The sequence below is a fragment of the Streptomyces sp. NRRL WC-3618 genome (assembly GCF_001280005.1).
In the GTDB taxonomy this organism is placed as follows: Bacteria; Actinomycetota; Actinomycetes; order Streptomycetales; family Streptomycetaceae; genus Streptomyces.
In genome coordinates, this window is sequence record NZ_LGDW01000177.1 from 45,057 (window position 1) to 67,504 (window position 22,448).

The window sequence follows — 22,448 nt, forward strand, 5'->3', positions numbered from 1 at the left end:
GAGAACATGAGCACCGGGGAAGGCCCGTCCGGCCCTCGAAGAGATCCGGAAGCGGAGGACGAACAGACCTTCGCCGACGTCATGAACGCGTTCAGCTTCGGCACGGGACGACGTAAGCGGAAGACCTCCGACACGCCTGGCACGCCGCAGGACACGGCGTACGACGAGAGCGACGCGGCCTCGCCGCCGCCCGCCCCCGAGTCGTACGGGCCGGCTGCCCCGGTGGACCACCAGTCGGCCACCTGGGAGGCCGGGCACGTGGCGCCGGGGTCACCGGCCTCATTCGTCCGCGCCTACGCGTGGACGGGCGGCCGGACCAGGTCGCACCACCATTTCGAGGTCGAGACCCTGGTCACCGCCACCGATCCGAACGGTGTCCCCGTCGATGCCTCGCAGTGGGACCGCGCGGTGCTCGAGCTGTGCTGGGAACCGATGTCGGTGGCCGAGGTGGCGGCGCTCGTCGCGGTGCCGCTGGGTGTGGCCAAGGTTCTCCTCGGTGACCTGGCGGATCGCGGGATGATCGTCGTCCACGAGGCGGCGACCGACGCCGGCGACGCCCCGACCCTGGCACTGATGGAGAGGGTGCTGGCCGGACTGCGTCAGCTCTGACGGGCGCCCTCGGCGGCGTCGTCGAGATCGTGCCTCGTCCAGCCTCCGGTTCGCCGACGCGGCGGTTACGACGATCACCAGAAGTGAATGATGTGTGAGGGGGATATCGACACAAGGGGGCAACTGTGGGGGCGAACGGGGCGATGGGGGACGCCGGGCACGGGACTCCGTTGCTGGGCCGGTCCCTCGAACTGGCCCTGTTCGACGAGCTGCTCGACCGCGCGGCCCGCGACGCACGCGGCCCGGCGAGGGGCGCGGAGCCCCGTGACAGCAGCCGTTCCCGGCTCGTCGACATCACCGGTGAGGCCGGCATCGGCAAGAGCCGGCTGCTCGGCGAGGTCTGCGCGCGGGCGAGCCGACGCGGAATGACGGTACTGCGCGGCAGAGCCACGGAGTACGAGCGGCAGATGCCGTTCCAGGTGTTCACCGACGCGCTCGCCCACCTCGACCCGCACGCGCCGGCCGGCTTCCAGGAGACCGACGCCGTGGCGCCCCTCTTTCAGCAGAGCGGCGCCGCGGTCGACCGTTTCGGACTGCACCGGTCCACGGCCGCCCTGCTCGCCCGGCTCGCCGCCCCGTCCGGGCTGCTGCTGGCCCTGGACGACCTGCACTGGGCGGATCCCGCGTCGCAGGAGCTGCTGGACCATCTCGTACGCCATCCCGTGCACGCCCCCGTCGTCCTGGCCGTGACCCGCCGTGACCGTCAGAGCCCCGAGTCCCTCGCCGCCAGGCTCACCCGGGGGCTCGACACCGGCGCGGTCGTCAGACTCGGACTGCGGCCGCTGAGCGCGGGCGACTGCGCCGAACTGGCCGGCCCCGGCCTGCCGCCCGCCGAGACCGCCGCGCTGTACGCCGCGAGCGAGGGCAACCCGTTCTACTTCCTGACCCTCCTTCAGGCCCACCGCGGGGGTACGACGCCCGAGTCCTCGGTGCCGCCCGGGCTCGGCACGCTGCTGCTGGACGAGCTGACCGCGCTCGCCCCCTCCCGGCGCGGCATCGTCGAGGCCGTGGCGGTCCTGGGCGAGCACGCCACCCCGGCGATGGTGAGCCGGGTGACCGGCCGCTCCGGCGCCGCGTTCACCGACGACGTCCACGCCCTGGCCCGCCGCGACCTGCTGCGCTCCGGCCCGCAGGGCCTGCTGACCCTGCGGCACCCGGTCGTCCGCACCCTCGTCCACGAGAGCACACCCTTCTTACGGCGCGTCGAGATCCACCGGCTCGCCGCGCAGGAGCTGGCCCGCGCCGGTGTCTCCGCCGCCGAGCGGGCCCACCATGTGGAACAGTCCCTGACCGCCTGGGACCCGGAAGCGGTGGCCGTGCTCGACGAGGCCGCCGCACGCAGCGCGCGAACGGCCCCGGCGAGCTGCGCCCACTGGCTCGAGGTGGCCCTGCGCCACCTGCCGCACACTCCCGAACACGCCGCCCGCCGAAGGGAGTTGACCCTGCGGCGGGCCCGCGCCCTGGCCGCGTGCGGTGGCCTGCGGGAGAGCCGCGACCTGCTCCAGGAGCTGATCGCCACCGAGCAGGGGTCACACTGCGCCCCGACCACCGCCAAGGACCAGGACCTCAGAGTGCGCGCGGTCGTCCTGTGCGCACTGGTGGAACGTCACCTGGGGCGCTGCACCGAGGCCGTCGCGCTGTTGCGCCGCGAGCTGGCCCGTGGTCCCGCGCCGGGCCATGTCGTCCGGCTCGGCCTGGAGCTCGGCTCGGCCGCGCCCCTGGACAGCGCCACCTCGTACGCACAGGTGCGCACCGAGGTCGAGGCGGCCCTCGCGGCGGCCCGGTCCACGGGGGACGAGATCGGAGAGGCGGGCGTCCTCGCCGTCGCCGCCCTGGGAGAGGCGTACGAGGGCAACATGGCCGCGGCGCACGGGCTCGCCCGGCAGGCCGCCGCCCTGGTCGATTCCCTGCCCGACAACGACCTCACCGCCCTGTGCGAACCACTGGCCCGGCTCGGCTGGGCGGAGGCCTTCCTGGAGCAGTACCCGGACGCGGAGCGGCACGCCGAGCGCGGCCTCGACATCGCCCGCCGCAGCGGCCAGCTCTATGTCGTGCCCCATCTGCTGCTGTGCGCGTCCCATGTCCGGGTCCAGACCTGCCGGGTCTCCTCGGCGGTGGAACTCGCCGACCAGGCCGAAGACATAGCGCGCGGTATCGGCAGCGACCAGTTGCTCGCGTTCGTGCTGGCGAGCAAGGCCTCGGCCCTCGTCGCCGCCTGCCCGCCGGGCGATACGCGCCCTCTCGCCGTCGCGGAGGAAGCGGTGGCCGCGGCCGGTACCGGGGTCAACTGGTGGGCCTCCACGGCCTGGTGCATCTTCGGCTGGGCCGCGCTCATGGCCGGCGATCCGGTCCGCGCCCGGGACGCCATGCTCCAGGCCGGCGGCCCCGAACTGCAGCGGATCCAGCCCTCGATGCGGCCGCTGTACCTGGAGATCCTGGTCACGTCCGCGCTGCTGACGGGCGAGACCGGGGAGGCTCGTGGCTGGGCCGAGCGGGCCCGTAAGGAGGCGGAACAACTGGGGCTGCCGATGCAGCGGGCCTCCGCGCTGCGCAGCGCGGCCCATCTGCCGCTGGCCCAGGGGGACACGGCAGCGGCGGCGGACCTGTTCGCGGAGGCCGCGGCGGAGAGCGCCCGCTGCGGCGCGGTCTTCTGGGAGGCCCACTCCCTTCTGCTCGGCGCCCCGCTGGAAGCGGCGGCGGGCCGCGGTCGCAGCGGTACGCACGCCTGGCTCAGGGGACGTCGGCTCGCCGAGGCGGGCGGCAGCGGCATGCTGGTCGGCCTCGCCGACGCCACCCGTCCGCCCGGCGGCGGCTCCGAGGCCCCGTACGGCTCCCCGGACCGTCCCGAACTCGCCGAACTCTCCGGACGGCTGGCCACCCTGACCGCCCGGGAGCTGGAGATAGCCGAGCTGGTGGCGCAGGGGCTCACCAGCCAGGCCATCGCCGACCGGCTCTACGTCAGCCGGCGTACCGTCGAGACCCATGTCTCCCGCGCCTTCCGCAAGACCGGGGTCTCCTCGCGTACCGCCCTGGCCACGCTGATGGCCCGCCGCCGCCCCGGGAGCCGTTTCGGGGAGGCCCGCGCGGAGGAGGACCGACCCGGCCCGCCTACCTGACGACGTCGATGTAGTCGGGGGCGGCGGTCACGGAGCCGGTGGTGGTGGTGCCGGCGAAGACGAAGCGGTAGAAGCCGTCGGAGCCGGCCCTGGTGGTGGTGCTCAAGGTGCCGGTCCTGCTGGTCCTGACCGTCTTGAGGGTGGTGTAGGTGGTGCCGCCCCTCTTGCGGAACTGCAACAGCACCGGCTGGTTCGCGTAGCCCACGTACTTGTGCGTGGTCCAGTTGGCGTAGTTCAGCTTGCCGGTGACCGTGATGGTCCTGCCCTGCCGCACCGGCTCCGGGGAGGCGTTGACGGTCAGCGTGGCGGCGCGCTTGATCCTGGTCCTGGCGACGTCGTCGTTGTAACTGGCGTTCGCGTACAGGTCGTAGGCGCCGAGGAAGAGTTTCCAGGTCCCGGCGGTGCCGTTGCCGTCCTTGAAGGCGACCGCGGGGTCGATGCTGAAGACCGTCTTGCAGCTGTAGCTGTAGCCGTCCTGGACCGGCGTCTCCGTGCAGCTGGGGTTGTCGTCCGACTGCAGGCCGCCGGTGATGGTGTCGGTGCTCGAACTGTCGGTGCCCTGCCACAGGTCGGCCTGGGTGACGGCTACGCCTTCCTTGTCGAAGGCGGTGAACGTGACGGGTACGGCCTTCTTGCCCGTCACACCGAGAACGACGTCCTTGCCCTTGTTGACGACCCCGTTCTTGAAGGTGGTGCCGCCCAGCGCGTCCTTCGGCAGGACACCCGTCGAGGCGAAGGCTCTGAGACCCGTCGCCGCCTCAGGGCGCTCCGCCGCCTGGACGGCACCCGGAAGAACGAGCGCCGAGAGTACGAGGGCGCCGGAAAGGGCGGTGGCCGCAGTGCGTATACGCATGTGATTCCCCCATGGTGAGGTCGAGGGGCTCTGCCGAACTAGCCTTGCGGCAGGGCCCGTTGATGCTATCTATCGCATGTCTGTAAGAATCCAAACCAGCTCGAAACACACCCAAGGTCCCCTGCGGAAGCTCAGGGCGTGGGAGAGCGGAGGATGTCGTCGATGTCGAAGCTGTAGTCGGGCGACGGGTAGAGGTCGGTCGGGAGGAGGCGCGTCGGCTGGGAGCCCGGGGCGGGCACATCGGCCGGGTCGGCGGTGGGCTTGCCGTCCGGACTGCACACCTGCGGTGCCGAGGGCTCGGTCAGTTCGTGGTCGGCGACCCGCTTCGACCGGAAGTCCACCGTGTCGCGCTGGAGGGACGAGCCGCTGACCCCGACCTCCTTGGGCAGTTCCCTGCTCGTCAGCGGCTTGCCCACGGTGACCGAGACGAGGGTGCCCACGCAGGGGCTGCGGTCCGTCGCGTAGAGGGACGTGGGCAGGGCGATCGTCTGGTCGACGCTCCCGTCGACATGGAGCTCGACGCGTTTCACCCGGCTGATGTCGAAGTAGTAGTCGGGTTTCCTGCCGTCGGACAGCCGATTGCCGTCGTCGCCGTTCGCGACTCCGTACACCAGCTTCCAGAACTCGATCTGCACGGTGATCTTCCGGCAGAGCGGGCCGTTGTATCCCGGCAGGCTGACCACCCTCAGCCCGCCTCCCTGGTAGTTGTCCTCGGGCGTGTCGACGTAGCGCCGCACCCATTCCGTGGATTCCTCCGTCGTCCACCCCTGGTTGGAGTGGCAGCCGGATGCTCCGGTCGGATACGCGGGAGTGAGGGACGGGGTCGGTGAGGGAGTTGGCGACTCGGACACCCCTGTCGCGCTCTCGGACGGATCCCCGGAAAGCGAGGTGTCGTCGCCGCTCGAGCAGCCGCCGGCGAACAGAACGGCCACGGTGAGAGCGGCGACAGCGGGCAGGGCGGAACGATTCGCCCGGGGTACGCGCCTCACTGGTCGAACCAGTTCCTGGCCTCTGCGGAGCTGAAGCCCCGCAGCACGGCGAGGGAGAAGACGATGCCCGGGACGACCGAGAAGCCGCCCCCTTGGAGCAGCCCCAGCCCGCCGCTCAGCATGCTCAGCGCCTCGATGACGATGACCGTGACGCGCAGCCCGTTCGACCGACTGCCCGCGAACATGCCGCACAGCAGCAGCGCCCCGGCGATCAGCAGCGACAGCACCGCCACGAACCGGAGAAGCCCCGCCCCTTCGTCCTGACCGTGGTCGACCGCGTCGTTCACGACGGCCAGCAACAGGAATCCCGCCGCCAGGTTGAGCGCGGCCTGAACCCAGACCCCCACCACCGCCAGCCTGACACTCCTCGGCATCCGCGCTCTCACGCTCGGTGTCGTCATGAACCCAAGGAAACGGCACAGTTGTCAGGGGCACATCGGTAGGAGTACGTATTTCATGTACGTATGTGCGATCGCCGTCCGTCCGCCGCGTTCTCCTCCGCTGTCGATTCGGCGCGCGGAACCGCGACGTCACGAGAGCAGCGGGGCGAGCCGCGCGGCGTGGTCGTGGAGGAGGGCGATCAGGCCGGTGTTGGGTTCGTCGATGCGGTCGGGCGGACCGCAAAGGGCGAGTCCGGCGATGAGGACGCCGGTCGCGGGACTGCGTACGGGGACCGCGAGGCAGCCGCGGTCCGGGCGGAGTTCGCCGCGCTGGCGGGCGACGGCGGCGTCCGACACCGCTGAGAGTTCGCGGTCGAGGCCAGCTTGTTCAGTGATGGTGTGCGGGGTGAAACGCCGCAGTTCCCGTGCGTCGGCGCGGTGGGCGGCGGGCTGATCGGCGAGCAGCAGTTTGCCGAGTGAGGAGACGTGCGGATAGCGGGCCAAGAGGGCTTCCTCAGTGGGCGGATGGTCGGGGTCGGGGTCGGCAATGGCGAGGCGGCCGGTGGTGAACGTGGCCAGGTGCACGCCCCAGCGGACCTGGTGGCGCAGTTCGGTGACCACGGCGCGGGCAGCGGTGCACGGCCGTGGCACCTGCGGTACGGAAAGCCGGGCGGCACGGCGGCCGAGGGCGAAGCCGCGCAGATCGGGAAGGCGGACGAGGTATTCCTCGGCGACCAGCAGGTTGAGCAGGCGGTAGGTGGTCGCGGGCGCCAGCCCGAGGGCGGCGGAGACCTCCTTGGCGGTCACTCCGGGGCCGGCGGCGGCCACCTCCTCCAGGACCGACAGCGCGTTACGCAGTGGGTTCATCTTCGCCGGTCCGGGGCCAGGTCCGGGCCGCCGCCGAGGAGGTCGGCGAACGAGGTCTCGTCGTACACGCCGATGCCCGCGAGCCGGCTGGGATGGCGCCGCCGCAGCCACCCGTACCAGAGGAGTCCCGCCCCGGTCAGTACGGCGAAGACCACCGCGTACGAACTCCCCGCCGCCGAACCCGCGAATGCCCAGAGTGCCGCCACCAGCACCGGCACGACGACCACCACAGCGGCCACCGGCCCGGGGGTCGACTCGCCGATGCCCCGCAGGAAGAACGGCACAGCCAGGCAGACCAGCAGGTACGCGACGAGGTAGCCGACCGTCGATGCCTGGAGCAGCAGGTCCAGCACCCGCTCGGCGCGGGTGCCCGTGGCGAGGACGGTCAGCGGCACCGCGGTGGTCACCGGCAGCGCCATCGCGATGGCGACGTACGGGGTGCGGTAGGTGCGATGTGTACGGCGCAGTCCGCTCGGGGCGATGCCTTCGGTGCCCATCGAGAACAGCACCCGCACCAGGGCGTTCGCGGTCGCCAGGGCGCAGGCGAAGAAGGAGGTGGCGATGCCCGCGTCGAGCAGCGGTGAGATCCAGGGCAGTTGCTGGGCCGAGGCCAGCACTCCGAGCGGGTCCGTCTGCCCTGCCAGGCCCTCGGGGACGGCCGCGAAGCCCAGCACCTGGACGGCGGCCGCGCAGATGAACATCGCCCCCGCCGCGCCCGCGGTCCACCGCACCGCCCGGGGGACGGTCCGGAAGGGCCGGCGGGCCTCGACCCCCAAGGCCGCCGCGGATTCGAACCCGATGAACGCCCCGAGCGCGGGCAGTACCCCCGCGGCCACTCCGCCGATGCCACCCCCACCCGGTTCCGTACGGTGCGGGGCGGCCGGCCAGGAGACGCCGTGGCCGAGCAGCAGGCCGAAGACCGCCAGGATCAGGGTGATCGACGCCCCTTCGACGAGCAGGACCACCCGGGCCGAGAGCCGGATGCCCCGGACCGCGAAGAACGCCGCGGCGAGCCCCAGCACAACGATCACGACAGCCACGGCTGCCCCGGACGCCACGGGTGCCCCGATCCGGGCCAGCAGCTTCAGCAAGTGCACCGCGCAGCCCGTGAGCGCCGCCGAGACCAGCAGTCCGTAGCCGACCAGGAGCGCGCCGCCGCAGGCGAAGCCGGCGGCGGGCCCCAGCCCCTTGCTGGCGAGGCTGTACAGCGAGCCGGCCGCCGCCATCCGCCGGGTGAACTGCCCGACGCACGATCCGATGAGCAGCGCGATGACGGTCGCGGCCACGAAGGACCACACGACCCCGGGCCCGGCGTTGAGCGCCGCCATCGCGGGTGCGGTGGCCATCGCGGCGGCAGGGGCCGTGGCCGACACCGACTGGGCGAACACCTGGACCGGCCCGAGATTGCGCCGGTCCAGACCCGGCAGCCGGGGTCCGGGGCGCACGCCGGCCGCCTGGGCGGCAGCCGCCGCGACCTGCTCCGGGTATGTCGTCATGAGCGGCACCGTAGACCGCCTCAGCGACTCCGGACGTATCCGGCATATGACTGTCGCATTTCGGCGAACGAGAATTCCGGGCTGGTGATTCTCCGCGTACGAGAGCGGAGCCGGTGGTCTTCCTGACGCGAGTGGCGAGGGTTTGACGTGTGGGTGACCACCCGGCAACGACGGCCTTCCAGTCTTTCGGCACCCCCCTCGTCCCCTTCTGGAGGTGTCATGTCCACAGACCGGGCTCCGGCCCTGACCGGCTCCCTCGGCGTCGGCTCGATCGTCTTCATGGTGGTGGCCGCCGCCGCGCCGCTCACCGCGGTCAGCGGGGTCGTGCCGCTCGGCATCCTGCTGGGCGACGGAGCCGCCTTCCCCGCCACCTTCGTGATCTGCTGCGTCGTCCTGCTGCTCTTCGCGGTCGGATACAGCGCCATGAGCCGCCATGTGCCGCAAGCGGGCGCCTTCTACACCTACATACAGGAGGCGCTGGGCCGGACCGCCGGACAGGGCGCGGCCTATCTGGCCCTGGCCACGTACAGCCTGGTGCAACTGGCGGTCTACGGCTACCTGGGAGTGGTGGCGGACGGGCTGGTGCGCGATTACGGCGGCCCGGCGCTGCCGTGGTGGCTGTGGGCGTGCGCCGCCGCGGCGGCCGTGGGGGTGCTCGGCTACCGGAACATCGAGCTGAGCGGCAAGGTGCTCGGCGTGCTGCTGCTGGGCGAGGTGGGCATCGTCCTCGCACTGGACGCGGTGGTCACCGTCCGCGGCGGCGGCCCGTCCGGCCTGTCGACGGCGTTCCTGCGGCCGGAGCGGATCGGGTCCGGGTCACTGGGTATCGGCATCGTCTTCGCCATCGCCAGTTACCTCGGTTTCGAGGCCACCGCGGTCTTCCGGGACGAGGCCCGCGATCCGGAGCGCACGATCCCGCGCGCGACCTATCTGTCGTTGCTCCTGATCGGCGGCTTCTACACACTGTCCAGCTGGGCTGTGGTGTCGGCCTGGGGTGAGGCCCAGGCGGTCGAGGCGGCCGGCGCGGATCCGAGCGGCATGCTGATCACCACGATCACCCGCTATCTGGGCACGGCCGCCGGCGATGTCGCCCAGGTCCTGCTGCTGAGCAGCCTGTTCGCCGCCCTGCTCTCCTTCCACAACGTGCTCGCCCGTTACGGCTTCGCCCTGGGCAACTCCGGTCTGCTGCCCCGCGTCTGCGGCGGCCGTCACGAAAGGCACGGATCCCCGCACGCGGCCTCGCTGCTCCAGTCGGCGAGCGCGGTGGTCCTGGTGGCCGTGTGCGCGGCCTCGGGCCTGGACCCGGTCACTCAGGTCTTCGCCTGGATGTCCGGCACCGCGACCCTGGGTGCCCTGCTGCTCATGGGCCTGACCTGCCTCTCGGTCATCGTCTTCTTCCGCCGCACCCGGCTCGACAGCCGTCTCTGGCAGACGCTGCTCGCGCCCGGCCTGGGGCTGCTGGGCCTGGGCTCGTGCCTGTGGCTGGTGACCGTGAACTTCCCCCTGCTGATCGGCGGTTCGACCGCCCTTGCGGTGACCATCGGAGCCGTGCCCCCGGTGTTCTTCGCGATCGGCGCGCTGCTCTCGGTCGTGCGGAGCCGACGCACCGAAGCCACAGCTGCCACGCAACCCGTGTCCGTGCCCGTGCCCGTGCCCGAAGCCGAAGCCGTCTGAACTCCCCCCCCCGATACGGAGACCCGTCATGACCACGACCACGACCGTGAGCACGAACGCCGCACACCCCCTGGGCCCCGTCACCGAGGACGAGATCCGGCGGGTCAAGGAGGCCCTGACAGTGGCCGGCCTGCTGACGGAGAACGTTCGGTTCGCCTTCTGCGGCCTGGAAGAGCCGGACAAGTCCGCCGTGCTGGCCTTCACTCCAGGTGCCCCGGTGGACCGCTGCTTCCGCGTCCTGCTGCTGGACCTGACGGGCGGCGCCTCCTACGACGTGATCGTCTCGGCGACCCGCTCCACCGTGGAGCGGATGACCGTCCTCAACCCAGAGACCGACGGGCAACTGCCAATCATCGACACCGAATTCGAGCTGGTCGAGAAGATCGCACTGGACAGCGCGGAGTGGTGCGAGGCACTCGAACGGCGCGGCCTCGATCCCGCCGGCGTGCGTACCGTTCCGCTGTCGGCGGGCGTGTACGACGACTATCCGGACGAGGCGGGCCGTCGGATCGTACGGGTCCTGGGCTTCCAGCAGTTCCACGACAAGGACCACCCCTGGGCACACCCGGTGGACGGCCTCGTGGCTTTCGTGGACCTGACCCGCCGCGAGGTGATCCGTATCGTTGACGACCGTCAGCTGCCGGTCCCGACCGAGCCGGGCAACTTCGACGACGCCGAGCAGACCGGCCCGCAGCGCACCACGCTCAAGCCGATCGAGATCACCCAGCCCGAAGGTCCCAGCTTCACCCTCGACGGCAACCTGCTGACCTGGCAGAACTGGAGCCTGCGCGTCGGCTTCAATGAACGCGAGGGCCTGACGCTCCATCAACTGTCTTTCGATGAAAGGCCGATCGTCTACCGAGCCTCCATCGCCGAGATGGTCGTCCCCTACGCGGACCCCTCCCCGGTGCGCTTCTGGCAGAACTACTTCGACGCGGGCGAGTACATGTTCGCCCGCTACACCAACTCCCTGGAACTGGGATGCGACTGCCTCGGCGAGATCGCGTACCTGGACGCCGTGATCGCCGACGACGCCGGCGACCCGCGCACCATCCGTAACGCGATCTGCGTCCACGAGGAGGACTACGGCGTCCTCTGGAAGCACAGCGACATGTTCACCGGCTCGCACGAGACCCGCCGCCAGCGCCGCCTGGTCGTCTCCTTCTTCACCACGATCGGCAACTACGACTACGGCTTCTACTGGTACCTCTACCTCGATGGCACCATCCAGTGCGAGGCCAAGGCCACCGGCATCGTCTTCACCTCCGCCTACCCGGCCGAGGGCCATGACTTCGCCACCCAGATCGCCCCGGGCCTCGGCGCGCCCTTCCACCAGCATCTGTTCTCCGCCCGCCTCGACATGATGGTCGACGGCCCGCTCAACGCCGTCGACGAGGTCGAAGCCCTGCCGGTGCCGGTCAGCGCCGCCAACCCCTATGGCAACGCCTTCCGCGAATCCCGCACGCGCCTGGCCACCGAGGCCGGGGCCCAGCGGCAGGCCGACAACGCACACGCCCGCGTCTGGCAGGTCGTCAACCCCGCCAAGTTCAACCGGCTCGGCCGCAACACCGGCTACGCCCTCTACCCCGAAGGCCAGCCCACCCTGCTCGCCGACTCCGGCTCGTCCGTCCACGCCCGCGCCGCGTTCGCCACCCGCCACCTGTGGGTCACCGCGTACGACCCGGCCGAGCGTTATCCGGCCGGCGACTTCGTCAACCAGCACCCCGGGGGCGCCGGCCTTCCCGCCTGGACCGCCGCAGACCGCGACCTGGACGGCGCCGACATCGTCCTGTGGCACACCTTCGGCCTCACCCACTTCCCCCGCCCCGAGGACTGGCCCGTCATGCCCGTCGACTACGCCGGCTTCACCCTCAAGCCGGTCGGCTTCTTCGACCGCAACCCCACCCTCGACGTACCGCCCACCACCAGCGGGCACTGCCACGAACGAGGCCGACCCGAATGAGCCCCTGGGTCGCCGGGCTGAGTGCGCTCGGCGCCTTCTGCAGCGTGGCGGCTCACCCGCGCCGCCCGCTGCGGACCCACCTCCCCCACCTGGTCATGGCGGGCGCCATGCTCGCCATGACCGCCCCGCGGGCCGACCCCCTCGGCCCCCTCGGGTGGACCCTGGTGTTCCTCCTCCTCGCCGGAACGACGCTGCACAGCGTGGTACGCGGGCCCCTGGGCTTCCCGTCCCAACTGCGTGCGGTCAACGACGTCACCGGCATGGCCTGCCTGGTCATGACCATGTTGATGCCGCACGAGTACGGCGGAACCGGCCACCCCGCACCGGACATGGCGGCCATGGCGGACTTGCATCATGGGAGCCGGCTGCCGTGGCTGCTCATCGCGTTGTGGACAACCGGCAGGCTCCTCCTCCTCGTACGGCAGATGTCACGCACCGTCTCGGCCGACCGCCGACGCCCTTTCCGATTCCTTGCGTACGCGGGCGAACTGGCCATGGTCGCTTCGATGGGCCTGATGACAGCCTGACCGCCCGGCGCGCCACCGCAGACGTGCCGACAGCTGCGCCGCATCGGATGCCTGCCCGGTACTCGACCGGCCGTGCCACGGATGGCGGCCCCAAGACCCCGCCGCCGCGGGCACGTCAGCCGACGAGGCTCTCGTCCAGGAACTCCCGTACGTGGCCCATGACTTGCGCCCGGTCCGTGCCCCGTAGGCCGATCGCCACCTGGATGGAGAACCCGTCGAGCAGTGCCCGCAGCCTGGTGCCGAAGCGGTCCGGGTCGACCGGACGGAACTCTCCCCTCGACACGCCCTCCGCCAGCAGTGCCACCAGGTCGCGATGCCAGGCGCCCTCGATCGCGGCCTGGCGGTCGCGGGCCGCGTCGTCGGCGTTCTGTGAGCGGTTCCAGACCTCCAGCCACAGCGTCCAGTGCGGGTCCCGGTGGCCGTCGGGCACGTACAGGTCGACGTACGCGTCCAGCCGCTCACGGGCGGACGTGGTGCGGGTCAGCAGCCGGCCGCGCTCCGCGCCGAGCCGGCCCTCGCTCCACTCCAGTGCCTGGAGCAGCAGTTCGTCCTTGGAGTGGAAGTAGTAGAGGAGATGGCCGCTGCTCATCCCGACCGCACGGCCGAGCGCCGCCATGGTGAGCTTCTCCAGACCGCGCTCGGCGACCATGCCCATGGCGGCGGCGAGCACGTCCTCGCGGGGCGGAGCGGGGGTACGGCGGCGAGCTCCCGGCGCGGTCATACCGGGCTCACCCGTACGGCGTCGGGCACCTCCGACGACCCGGGGTTGCGGGACAGCCGCCCGGCGGTGTCCTCCGGGTGCGTCACCAGGGGGTCGCGCGGCCCGGCGGACATCAGGCACCCGTCGCCGTCGGGGTTCGACATGCACAGCCCCGGGATCGCCGCTCCCTCCCACTGAGGTTCCGGATGCGGCACGAAAGGGGCCCCGGACGGCTCCGGATCCACCGCGCACGTGCCGCGCGGCACCGTCGGCGGGGCGTGCCGGGAGCCGTCCGGGCCCGGCAGCCCGTCGTACTCGGGGCGCTGCGGCAGCTCGGGCAGCCGGCGGAGCGGTTCGGTGAGGGGATGGCCGCAGGCCGTGCAGAGCAGCTGTACGTTCACCCGTACGTTCTACCTGACCATCGCCCTCGGCTGCTGCTGCGTGATGCAGTGGATGCCGCCGCCGCCCGCGAAGATCGGCCGCGCGTCCACCAGTGTCACCGTCCGCTGCGGGAACAGCCTGCGGAAGATGTCGGCCGCGATCTCGTCCCGGGGGTCGTCGAAGCCGCACAGGACGACGCCGTCGTTGCAGAGATAGTGGTTGATGTAGGAGTAGTCGGCCCAGCGGCCGTCGGCCTCCAGGACGGTCGGGGCGGGCACCTCGACGACCTCCAGGCGGCGGCCGCTCGCGTCGGTCTGCGCCTTCAGCAGGCCGACGACCTCCCGCGTCACCTCGTGGTCGGGGTGGGCCGGGTCCGGCTGCACATGGGCGACGACCACCCCGGGACGGGCGAACGCGGCGACGATGTCCACATGGCCGAGGGTGCCGTAGCCGTGCGGGGGGTAGTCGCCGGTGAGGCCGCGCGGCAGCCAGATCGCCTTGCGGGTGCCGAGGTGGGCGTGGATCTCGGCCTCCACCTGCTCGCGGGTCCACCCCGGGTTGCGTTCCGGCCCGAGCTGGACCGTCTCCGTCAGCAGGACCGTGCCCTCGCCGTCGACGTGGATGGCACCGCCCTCGTTGACGAGCTCCGAGGTGTACGTCGTCACCGAGCCCGCGAGGCCGGAGACGTACCCGGCGATCTTCGCGTCGTGCTCCCAGCGCGCCCAGTCCTGGGCCCCCCAGCCGTTGAACGTCCAGTCGACGGCGGCGAGTTCACCGGCGTCGTTGGTGAGGAACGTGGGCCCGATGTCGCGCATCCAGGCGTCGTCGAGGTCCCGCTCGACCGTGTCGACGCCCTGCCCGAGCAGAGCGCGCGCCTCGGCCGACTGTCCGGGGCCGCACACCACCGTCACCGGCTCGAAGCGGCGCACCGTACGGGCGACCGAGGCCCAGGCGAGGCGGGCGGCGGTGAGGCCCTCGGGGTCGTCGAAGGTCGGGTTGGGGCCCGGCCACGCCATCCAGGTGCGCTCGTGCGGGGTCCACTCGGCGGGCATGCGGAAGCCGTCGGCGGCAGCAGACATGAGTGATCCTTACAGGCGGTGACATTCGGCCGAATATCAGAGGAAATGTCAGGGGAAATGTCAGAGGAAATACAGGCGGTTGAGGGAGACGGACTCGGCCGGTTCGGAGTGCAGCGGCTCCCCGTCGAGCGTGACCACCCCCGTGCGCTGGTCCACATCGACCGCTCCGGTACGGGAGTTGAGGCGCAGGTCGGCCGGCCCGATGCCGCGCGTGCCCCGTACGGCGACCCTGCGGCGCCGGGTCGGCATCGCGTCGCCTCCCTGGTCGAGGGCCGCCTGGGCGACGAAGGCGACCGAGAGGTCGGCGGGCGTGGCGCCGTGGGCGCCGAACTGCGGGCCGAGGACGAGGGGTTCGCAGGTGTCGGTGGCCGCGTTGGGGTCGCCGACCACGCCGTACGCCGGGAAGCCGGCCTTGAGCACGAGTTGCGGTTTGGCGCCGAAGTACTCCGGCCGCCACAGCACGATGTCGGCGAGCTTGCCGGTCTCGATCGACCCCACCTCGTGGGCGAGACCGTGCGCGATGGCCGGGTTGATCGTCAGCTTGGCCAGGTAGCGCAGGACACGCTCGTTGTCGTGGTCGTCGGGTGCGCCGAACTCGGCCTTCATCTTCCCGGCCATCGCGAACGTACGGCGGACGGTCTCGCCCGCCCGCCCCATCCCCTGCGCGTCCGACGACGTGATGCCGATCGCGCCCAGGTCGTGCAGCACGTCCTCGGCGCCCATGGTCCCGGCGCGGATGCGGTCGCGGGCCATGGCGGCGTCGCCGGGCAGGTCGGTCTTGAGGCCGTGGGCGGAGACGATCATGTCGTAGTGCTCGGCGACGGCGTCCCGGCCGAAGGGGAGGGTGGGGTTGGTGGAGGAGCCGATGACGTTCGGGACGCCGGCCATCTTCAGCACGTTCGGGACGTGTCCGCCGCCGCAGCCCTCGATGTGGAAGGCGTGGATGGTCCGGCCCTCCAGCACGCGCAGGGTGTCCTCGACCGACAGGCATTCGTTCAACCCGTCGCTGTGCAGGGCCACTTGGACGTCGTGTTCCTCGGCGATCCGCAAGGCGGTGTCCAGGGCGCGGGTGTGGGCGCCCATGTCCTCGTGCACCTTGAAGCCGGACGCGCCGCCCTCGGCGAGCGCCTCCACCAAGGGCGCCGGGGAGGACGACGAACCGCGCGCGAGGAAGCCGATGTTGACCGGCCAGGCGTCGAAGGCGTTGAACGCGTGCCGCAGTGCCCACGGCGAGTTGACCCCGACGCCCCACACGGGCCCGAACTCCTGCCCGATGATCGTGGTGACGCCGGAGGCGAGCGAGGCCTCCATGATGCGCGGCGACAGCAGGTGGACGTGGGTGTCGACGGCTCCGGCGGTCGCGATGAGCCCCTCGCCGGACACGATCGAGGTCCCGGTGCCCACGACGACGTCGACCCCGTCGAGGGTGTCGGGGTTCCCGGCCCGCCCGATCGAGCAGATCCGGCCTTCCCTGATGCCGATGGAGACCTTGCGGATCCCCAGCACCGCGTCGATCACGACGACGTTGCTGATGACCACGTCACAGGTCTCCCGGACGGCGGCCGCCTTGAGGTGCAGTCCGTCCCGGGCGGTCTTGCCGAACCCGGCGAGGAACTCGTCGCCGTAGCGCTGGGAGTCGGACTCGACGCGGATCGTCAGGCCGGAGTCGCCCAGCCGGATCCGGTCGCCCGCGCGCGGGCCGTGGGTGGCGGCGTACTCGTACGGGCTGAGGCTGCGGGCCTCGGCGGGGTGGCCTCCTGGGCGGCTCATCGCCCGACCTCCTGATCAGGTGTCCGCGGTACGCCGAGGTAGCCGCAGGCGGCGGCGCGGCGCAGCGCCTCCTCGCGGGCGCCGGGCGCGTCCAGTGCCCCGTCGACCAGACCGGCGAACCCGATGGCGACCCGGTCGCCCCCGATGGGCACCAGGCCGACCGTGAGGCTCTCCCCCGGCCCGAACCGCACGGACGACCCGGCGGGTACGGCGAGCCGCATCCCGTAGGCCCTCTCGCGGGCGAAGTCGAGCCGCGGGTTGGTCTCGAAGAAGTGGAAGTGGGAGGTGACGGAGACGGGCACGGTGGCGGTGTTGGTGACCGTCAGCCGGACGGCCGCCTCCGGCTCGGCATGCTCGGGACCGGGCAGCAGCGCGCCCGGAGCCCGCTCACCGATGCTCCCGCCGATCGGGTCGCTCACGACCGCGAGCCGCGAACCGTCGTCGAAGACGGCCTCGACATGCACCTCGGTGACGATGTCCGCGACACCGGGCAGCACGTCGTCCGGGCCGAGCACGGATCGGGCGCGCTCGAGGGCCTCCGCGAGCCGGGCGCCGTCGCGGGCGGCCTCGCAGACGGTGTCCGCGATCAGCGCGGTCGCCTCCGGCACGTTGAGCCGCAGGCCGCGGGCGCGGCGGGCGCGGGCCAGCTCGGCGGCTCCGAAGAGCAGCAGCCGGTCACGCTCCGTGGGAGTCAGTCTCATGGCGCGGACACCTCCTCGCTTCACTCGGGTTAGAGCATCACTCTAAAGGCGGAATACCTGCGGGTGAAGAGGTGACTCAGTAAAGCGACCCCTGCATGGGAATGAATTTGAGCGCCGCTCTAATCCCCGGGCGCCGCAGACGCCGCCCGGCCCGCCGACCGGCACGGGCCGGTCGGCGGGCGGGAAGCCGCGCCGCGTGTGTCCGGGTGGTTCACGTCGTGGCGGGCTCCTGGTCGAGGCTGAACCCCGGGGCGCCTGGGACCGACGCGAGGAGTTGGGCGGTGTACGGGTGGTTCGGCTTCGCGAAGGTGGCCGCGGTCGGGCCGAGCTCGACGAGGTCCCCGTGCAGCAGGACCGCGACCGCGTCGCTGACGTGCCGGACGACGGCCAGGTCGTGCGAGATGAACAGCATCGTCAGCGAGAGACGGCGGCGCAGATCGGCGAGCAGGTTGAGGATCTCGGCCTGGGTCGTCAGGTCGAGGGCCGAGGTGATCTCGTCGGCGATGACGAACCGGGGACCCGGGGCGAGGGCCCGTGCGATCGCCAGCCGCTGCCGTTGGCCGCCGGAGAACTCGTGCGGATAGCGGTCCATGGCGTCGGGGTCGAGGCTCACCTGGACGAGCAGCTCGGCGATCCGGGTCCGGGCCGGTCTGACCCTGGCCCGGATCGGATCGAGTGCCTCGGCGAGCGACTGCGCGACGGTGCGCCGGGGGTCGAACGAGGAGTACGGGTCCTGCGGAATCATCTGGACCGTCGCCGCTCCCGCCCGTCCGCGCGAGGTGCGCAGCGGGGCGCCGTCCACGAGGATCCGGCCGCTCGACGGCCTGTTGACGCCGACGAGTGTCCGCGCGAGCGTCGTCTTGCCCGACCCGGACTCGCCGACGAGTGCGAGAGTGCTGCCCCGGGGGATGTCGAACGAGACCCCCTTGAGGACCCTGCGGGCCGCGGCGCCGTGGCCGAGCTCGACGGTGAGATCCTCGACGCGCAGCAGGGGATCGCCCGGCTGTGGCTCCTGTGCGGTGGCTGTGGCCGTGGCGGACATCAGCGGCTCCCTTCGGCGGCCGGGGAGCGGTCCGCGTCCTTGTCGGAAAGGTCGTCCGACGGCGACCCGTTCGGCTGCGCCGGATGCGCGTCGGCCGTCCAGCGGACCGCGCTGAGGGTTCCACCGGCCTCGACCGCGGCGGGCGTCGCCGCGAGCAACGCGCGGGTGTAGGGGTGGGTGACCGTCCCCCGGCGCAGGTCGTCGCCCGTCGTCCGGTCGACGACCCGGCCCTGGTGGAGCACCAGGACAGTGTCACAGAGCACGCCGACCACGCCGATGTCGTGCGAGATGAACAGCATCGCCGTGCCGTGCTCGCGGTTGATGCGCCGGAACTGCCGCAGCACCTCCGCCTGGACGGTGACGTCGAGGGCTGTCGTCGGTTCGTCGGCGATGAGCAGCCGCGGTTTCGTCGTCATCGCGGAGGCGATCGAGGCGCGCTGGAGCATGCCGCCGCTGAGCTCGTGCGGGTGCTGGCGCAGCCGCCGCTCCGGCTCGGTGACGTGGATGTCGGCCAGGGCGCCGACCATGTCCCGCGCGGCCTGCCGCCGGGGCGTCCCCAGGTGCACCCTGGCCACCTCGGTGAGCTGGGTGCCGAGCCGCAGCGCCGGGTTGAACGTACCGATCGGGTCCTGGTAGACGATGCCGATCTCGGTCGCGAGGCGTCGCTCGGGCGGTGTGCCGAGCAGGTCGAGGTCGCCGAGGGCGAGGCGGGACGCGTTGGCCCGTACGTCCTCGGGGAGCAGGCCCGCGACCGCCATGGCGATGGTGGACTTGCCGGAGCCCGACTCCCCGACGAGGCCGATGATCTGACCGGCCCCGATGGTGAACGACACGTCGTCGACGAGTGTCCGCTCGCCGGCCCGCACGGTCAGCCCGTCGACGGTCAGCAGGCCGACGTCCGGCTCCGTGCAGGCCGCCGCCCCCGCGCCGTCCCACGCCTGAAACGCCTCGGGTGCCGGTGCCGGGACGATCGGTCCCGCCGCGTCCGCCGCCTTGGCCGGCGCGGGCGCCTTGCCGCGGGTTCGCGGGTCGACGAGTGAGGCCACGCCGTCGCCGAGGAGCATGGCGCCCACACCGGTGACGATGAGCATGATCGACGGGGCGAACACGACCGACGGCTGGGCGAAGATCGACGGCAGCGCCTCGTTGAGCAGCCGGCCCCAGTCGTACTGCGGGCTCTGCACGCCGAGGCCGACGAACGACAGGCTGCTGATGTCGAGCAGGGACAGGGTGAAGCTCGAACTGAGGAGCACCAGCAGCGGCCCGCTGATGTTCGGCAGGACATGGCGGCCCAGGATGCGTAGGCCGGGAACGCCGAGCAGGCGCGCGGTGAGGACGTAGTCCTTGTCGGCGACGGTCGCGGCGAGATTCGCCGTCAGCCGCGCGAACCCGGGGACACCGGCGACGGCGATGGCGACGATCGCGGACCCCATGCCCGGTCCGAGCACCGCCGCGATGACGAGGGCGAGCACGAGCGAGGGGAAGGCCACCGCCGAGTCGATGAGCCGCAGACAGGTCTCGCGCAGCCACCCGGGTGCCAGGTGGACCAGCGCGCCGATCGCGACGCCGAAGACGAACGAGACGGCGGTGGCGGCGGCGGCCATGAGCAGGGTGAGCCGGGTCGCGACGAGCGCCCGGGCCAGGACGTCACGGCCGAAGGCGTCGGTGCCGAGGAGATGCTCGGCACCGGGCCCGAGCCGGGCGTCGTCGGTGAGGGTCTCGGCGGAGCCGCTCAGCACCAGCGGGGCCACCAGGGCCACGACGAGGAGCAGTCCGAGGATCACGGCGCCGGCCAGCAGCGACGGGTTGCGGCGCCATCGGCGCAGGGTCGTTTCAGTGGCCACGACGACCTCCCTCAAGGGTGCGGGGGTCGACGATTCCGAGGACGACGTCGACGAGAAGGTTGACGAGCAGGGCGAGCATGCCGACGACGAGGATGATGCCCTGGATCACCGGATAGTCCTTGTAGATGATCGCCTGGACGACCTCGGTGCCGAGCCCTGGATACGTGAAGACGTTCTCCAGGATGATCGTCCCGCCGAGCAGCGAGGTGAGGACGAGACCGCTCAGGGTGAGGACACTCGTCACGAGGTTGGGCAGCGCGTGGCGGAGGTGGAGACGTACGGATCCCAGGCGGTGGCCGCGAGCGGTCCGCATGTAGTCCTGGGCGAGCACCGAGGCCGTCTCCTGCCGGACGACCCGGGCGATGGCGAAGGCCGGGCCCGTGCAGAGCGCGGCGATCGGCAGGACGAGCGCGCTCGGTGTCGTGGCGCCGCCGGACGGCAGCAGCCCGAGGCTGATCGAGAACAGGACGATGAGCAGGGTCGCGAGGACGTAGACCGGCGCCGACGCCAGCAGCCCGGCGACCGTGCCGAATCCGACGCCGAGCCGGCGGCGGCGTCCGTCACGGGTGAGGACGCCGACGGCCATGCCCAGCGGGACGGCGATGACCAGCGAGAGCAGAACGGCCGGGATGACGAGCTGGACGGTGTACGGCAGCCGGGTCGAGACGATGTCCGCGACCGGCGTGTTGAACCGGAACGAGGTGCCGAGCCGTCCGGACGCGATGTCGCCGAGGTAGTGGACGAACCGCGTCGCCATCGGCTCGTCGAGGCCCAGTCGTTCACGTATCGCCGCGAGCGCGGCCGGGGACGAGTTGGTGCCGGCGATGGCGCGGGCCGGGTCACCGGGCAGCAGGGGCACGATGAGGAACGTCACGAAGACGAGCAGCAGCATGGACATCAGCAGGCCGCCCGCCCGGCGTACGGCGAACCCGGCCCAGCCACCGCCCAGCCGCAGCCGGGACACGCGCCGGGCGGGTGCGGCCGTCAGCGGTCCGGTCGGGACCGCGGCCCCGGCGCTCACAGCGCCACCGCGAGTGACGCGTCGTCCGGGTGCCGCTCGTGCCAGCGGAACCGCGGTTCGAGCTGGGCGGCCAGGCGCAGCAGCGTCGCCTCGTCGTAGGGCGCGCCGATGAGCTGCGCGCCGACCGGCAGTCCGTACGCGGTCGCGTGGACGGGCAGCGAGATGGCGGGCAGCCCGGCGATGTTGACGAACGCGGTGAACGAGACCATCCGGGTCTCCGTGGCCCGCGGGCCGTCGGGGTCGGAGTTCGCCTCGTCGTACACGGGGCCGACCGGCGGCGCCACGACCGCCGTGGTCGGAGTGAGGAGAACGTCGAAGTCCCTGCCCCACTGGGCGACCACGTCGCGGGACTCGGCCTGCAGGAGCGCGGCCGTCCGGGCGTAGTCGCCCGCGGTGGCCTCGAGGGCGGTTTCGCGGCGGCGGCGGATGTAGGGGTCCACCGCTTCGGGATCGTCGAGCTCGATGGCGTAGGTGGAGGCGCTGATGATCGTCCAGGTGAAGCCCATGATCGCCGCGGGCGAGAACATCTTCGGGCGGGCCTCGACGACATCGTGTCCCAGGTCGCGCAGGGCCTGCGCGGTCGTCAGCGCCGCCTTGCGGCACTCCTCGTCGACCGGCAGCCCGGTCGGCGCGTCGAGGAGCAGACCGATCCGCAGCCGTCCGGGATCGGCGCCCACCTCCTCGAGGTACGGGCGGGCCGGTTCGGGCGCGCTGTACCAGGAGAGCCGGTCGGGACGCCCCATGACGTCGAGCATGAGGGCCGCGTCGCGCACGGTGCGGGTGATCGCTCCTCCGGTCGTCGAGTGTTCCCAGCCCCGGACGAACTCGGGCACGCGTCCCCGGCTCGGCTTGAGGCCCACGAGGCCGGTGACGGACGCCGGGACCCGGATCGATCCGCCGCCGTCGGAGGCGTGTGCCACCGGGGCGAGCCCGGCCGCGACGGCCGCGGACGCGCCGCCGCTCGACCCGCCGGAGGTGTACGCGAGGTTCCACGGGTTGCGCGTCTTGCCGTGCCGGGCGTTCTCGGAGACGGTCAGCGCACCGAACTCCGGCGAGTTGGTCCGGCCGAGGGGGATCGCGCCGGCGTCGAGGAGGAGCTGGATGTCGGGGTCGGTGACCGTCTGCGGGGTGTCCCGGATCGCCAGTGAGGACATCGTGTTGGGTTGTCCCGCAACGGAGTTGAGGTCCTTGATGGGGACGGGGACGCCGTGCAGCGGGCCGAGCGGATCGCCGCGCAGCACCGCCTGCTCGGCCCGGACGGCCGCCGCGCGGACGGCGTCGGCGTCGAGCCAGACGACGGCGTTGACGGCGGGATTGATCCGCTCGATGCGTTCGAGGTAGGTCTCGGCCACCTCGACCGGGCTGACCTCTTTCGCGCGTATGAGGTCGGCGATCTGCTGGGCGGTGCTGAATGGGTCGATCACCAGGGGGCTCCT

General features: G+C 72.0%; 19 protein-coding genes. 5 read left to right on the plus strand and 14 right to left on the minus strand.

Annotated features, from left to right (window positions below; genetic code table 11):
• Positions 1-6 precede the first annotated feature (6 nt).
• Both ADL01_RS18195 and ADL01_RS18200 read left to right on the plus strand, forming a co-directional pair.
• The gene (locus tag ADL01_RS18195) at positions 7-609 is read left to right on the plus strand and encodes a DUF742 domain-containing protein (RefSeq protein ID WP_053743057.1); all 603 of its coding nucleotides are present in this window, start codon (positions 7-9) and stop codon (positions 607-609) included.
• Positions 610-779: 170 nt separating this feature from the next.
• The gene (locus tag ADL01_RS18200) at positions 780-3,725 is read left to right on the plus strand and encodes a helix-turn-helix transcriptional regulator (RefSeq protein ID WP_053743101.1); all 2,946 of its coding nucleotides are present in this window, start codon (positions 780-782) and stop codon (positions 3,723-3,725) included.
• Here the strand turns inward: ADL01_RS18200 and ADL01_RS18205 are convergent.
• From ADL01_RS18205 to ADL01_RS18225, 5 genes are all read right to left on the minus strand, one after another.
• Positions 3,718-4,578 carry a hypothetical protein gene (locus tag ADL01_RS18205; RefSeq protein ID WP_053743058.1) on the minus strand — a complete coding sequence of 287 codons (861 nt, stop codon included), beginning with the start codon at positions 4,576-4,578 and terminating at the stop codon, positions 3,718-3,720. The genes ADL01_RS18200 and ADL01_RS18205 overlap by 8 nt on opposite strands.
• Positions 4,579-4,709: 131 nt before the next feature.
• Positions 4,710-5,567 carry a hypothetical protein gene (locus tag ADL01_RS18210; RefSeq protein ID WP_234354692.1) on the minus strand — a complete coding sequence of 286 codons (858 nt, stop codon included), beginning with the start codon at positions 5,565-5,567 and terminating at the stop codon, positions 4,710-4,712.
• Complete coding sequence (locus ADL01_RS18215; protein WP_234354693.1) at positions 5,564-5,968, minus strand: hypothetical protein; 405 nt, start codon at positions 5,966-5,968, stop codon at positions 5,564-5,566. Before ADL01_RS18215 ends, ADL01_RS18210 begins: the two co-directional genes overlap by 4 nt.
• A 129-nt stretch (positions 5,969-6,097) precedes the next feature.
• Positions 6,098-6,814, minus strand: a complete 717-nt coding sequence (locus ADL01_RS18220; RefSeq protein WP_053743060.1) for an IclR family transcriptional regulator — start codon at positions 6,812-6,814, stop codon at positions 6,098-6,100.
• Complete coding sequence (locus tag ADL01_RS18225) at positions 6,811-8,310, minus strand: APC family permease (RefSeq protein ID WP_078960597.1); 1,500 nt, start codon at positions 8,308-8,310, stop codon at positions 6,811-6,813. The genes ADL01_RS18220 and ADL01_RS18225 overlap by 4 nt, the downstream gene beginning before the upstream one ends.
• Before the next feature lie 219 nt (positions 8,311-8,529).
• On the opposite strand from ADL01_RS18225, the gene ADL01_RS18230 reads away from it, so the two are divergent.
• From ADL01_RS18230 to ADL01_RS18240, 3 genes are read left to right on the plus strand one after another with little or no spacing between them, the layout of a single operon-like run.
• Positions 8,530-9,984, plus strand: coding sequence for an APC family permease (locus ADL01_RS18230; RefSeq protein WP_053743061.1), 1,455 nt, complete (start codon positions 8,530-8,532; stop codon positions 9,982-9,984).
• Positions 9,985-10,012: 28 nt separating this feature from the next.
• A complete protein-coding gene (locus tag ADL01_RS18235; RefSeq protein ID WP_053743062.1) occupies positions 10,013-11,947 on the plus strand; it encodes a primary-amine oxidase in 1,935 nt (644 codons plus the stop codon).
• Positions 11,944-12,474, plus strand: a complete 531-nt coding sequence (locus ADL01_RS18240) for a DUF5134 domain-containing protein (RefSeq protein ID WP_053743063.1) — start codon at positions 11,944-11,946, stop codon at positions 12,472-12,474. Before ADL01_RS18235 ends, ADL01_RS18240 begins: the two co-directional genes overlap by 4 nt.
• Positions 12,475-12,589: 115 nt before the next feature.
• Here the strand turns inward: ADL01_RS18240 and ADL01_RS18245 are convergent, their stop codons facing one another.
• The 9 genes from ADL01_RS18245 to ADL01_RS18285 form a co-directional block, all read right to left on the minus strand.
• Entirely contained in the window at positions 12,590-13,195 is a 606-nt protein-coding gene (locus ADL01_RS18245) for a TetR/AcrR family transcriptional regulator (protein ID WP_053743064.1), read from the minus strand.
• Positions 13,192-13,575 carry a hypothetical protein gene (locus ADL01_RS18250; protein ID WP_053743065.1) on the minus strand — a complete coding sequence of 128 codons (384 nt, stop codon included), beginning with the start codon at positions 13,573-13,575 and terminating at the stop codon, positions 13,192-13,194. The genes ADL01_RS18245 and ADL01_RS18250 overlap by 4 nt, the downstream gene beginning before the upstream one ends.
• A gap of 9 nt (positions 13,576-13,584) precedes the next feature.
• Entirely contained in the window at positions 13,585-14,634 is a 1,050-nt protein-coding gene (locus ADL01_RS18255) for an agmatine deiminase family protein (protein WP_053743066.1), read from the minus strand.
• A 60-nt stretch (positions 14,635-14,694) separates the two neighbouring features.
• Complete coding sequence (locus ADL01_RS18260) at positions 14,695-16,404, minus strand: urease subunit alpha (RefSeq protein ID WP_053743067.1); 1,710 nt, start codon at positions 16,402-16,404, stop codon at positions 14,695-14,697.
• Positions 16,401-17,105, minus strand: a complete 705-nt coding sequence (ureA, locus tag ADL01_RS18265) for an urease subunit gamma (RefSeq protein ID WP_053743068.1) — start codon at positions 17,103-17,105, stop codon at positions 16,401-16,403. Before ureA ends, ADL01_RS18260 begins: the two co-directional genes overlap by 4 nt.
• 211 nt (positions 17,106-17,316) lie before the next feature.
• Complete coding sequence (locus ADL01_RS18270; RefSeq protein ID WP_053743069.1) at positions 17,317-18,147, minus strand: ABC transporter ATP-binding protein; 831 nt, start codon at positions 18,145-18,147, stop codon at positions 17,317-17,319.
• Positions 18,147-19,991: an ATP-binding cassette domain-containing protein gene (locus ADL01_RS18275; protein ID WP_053743070.1), complete on the minus strand. Its 1,845-nt coding sequence runs from the start codon at positions 19,989-19,991 to the stop codon at positions 18,147-18,149. The genes ADL01_RS18270 and ADL01_RS18275 overlap by 1 nt, the downstream gene beginning before the upstream one ends.
• Positions 19,981-21,012, minus strand: a complete 1,032-nt coding sequence (locus tag ADL01_RS18280; protein WP_053743071.1) for an ABC transporter permease — start codon at positions 21,010-21,012, stop codon at positions 19,981-19,983. Before ADL01_RS18280 ends, ADL01_RS18275 begins: the two co-directional genes overlap by 11 nt.
• The gene (locus tag ADL01_RS18285) at positions 21,009-22,436 is read right to left on the minus strand and encodes an amidase (RefSeq protein WP_053743072.1); all 1,428 of its coding nucleotides are present in this window, start codon (positions 22,434-22,436) and stop codon (positions 21,009-21,011) included. The genes ADL01_RS18280 and ADL01_RS18285 overlap by 4 nt, the downstream gene beginning before the upstream one ends.
• Positions 22,437-22,448 lie beyond the last annotated feature (12 nt).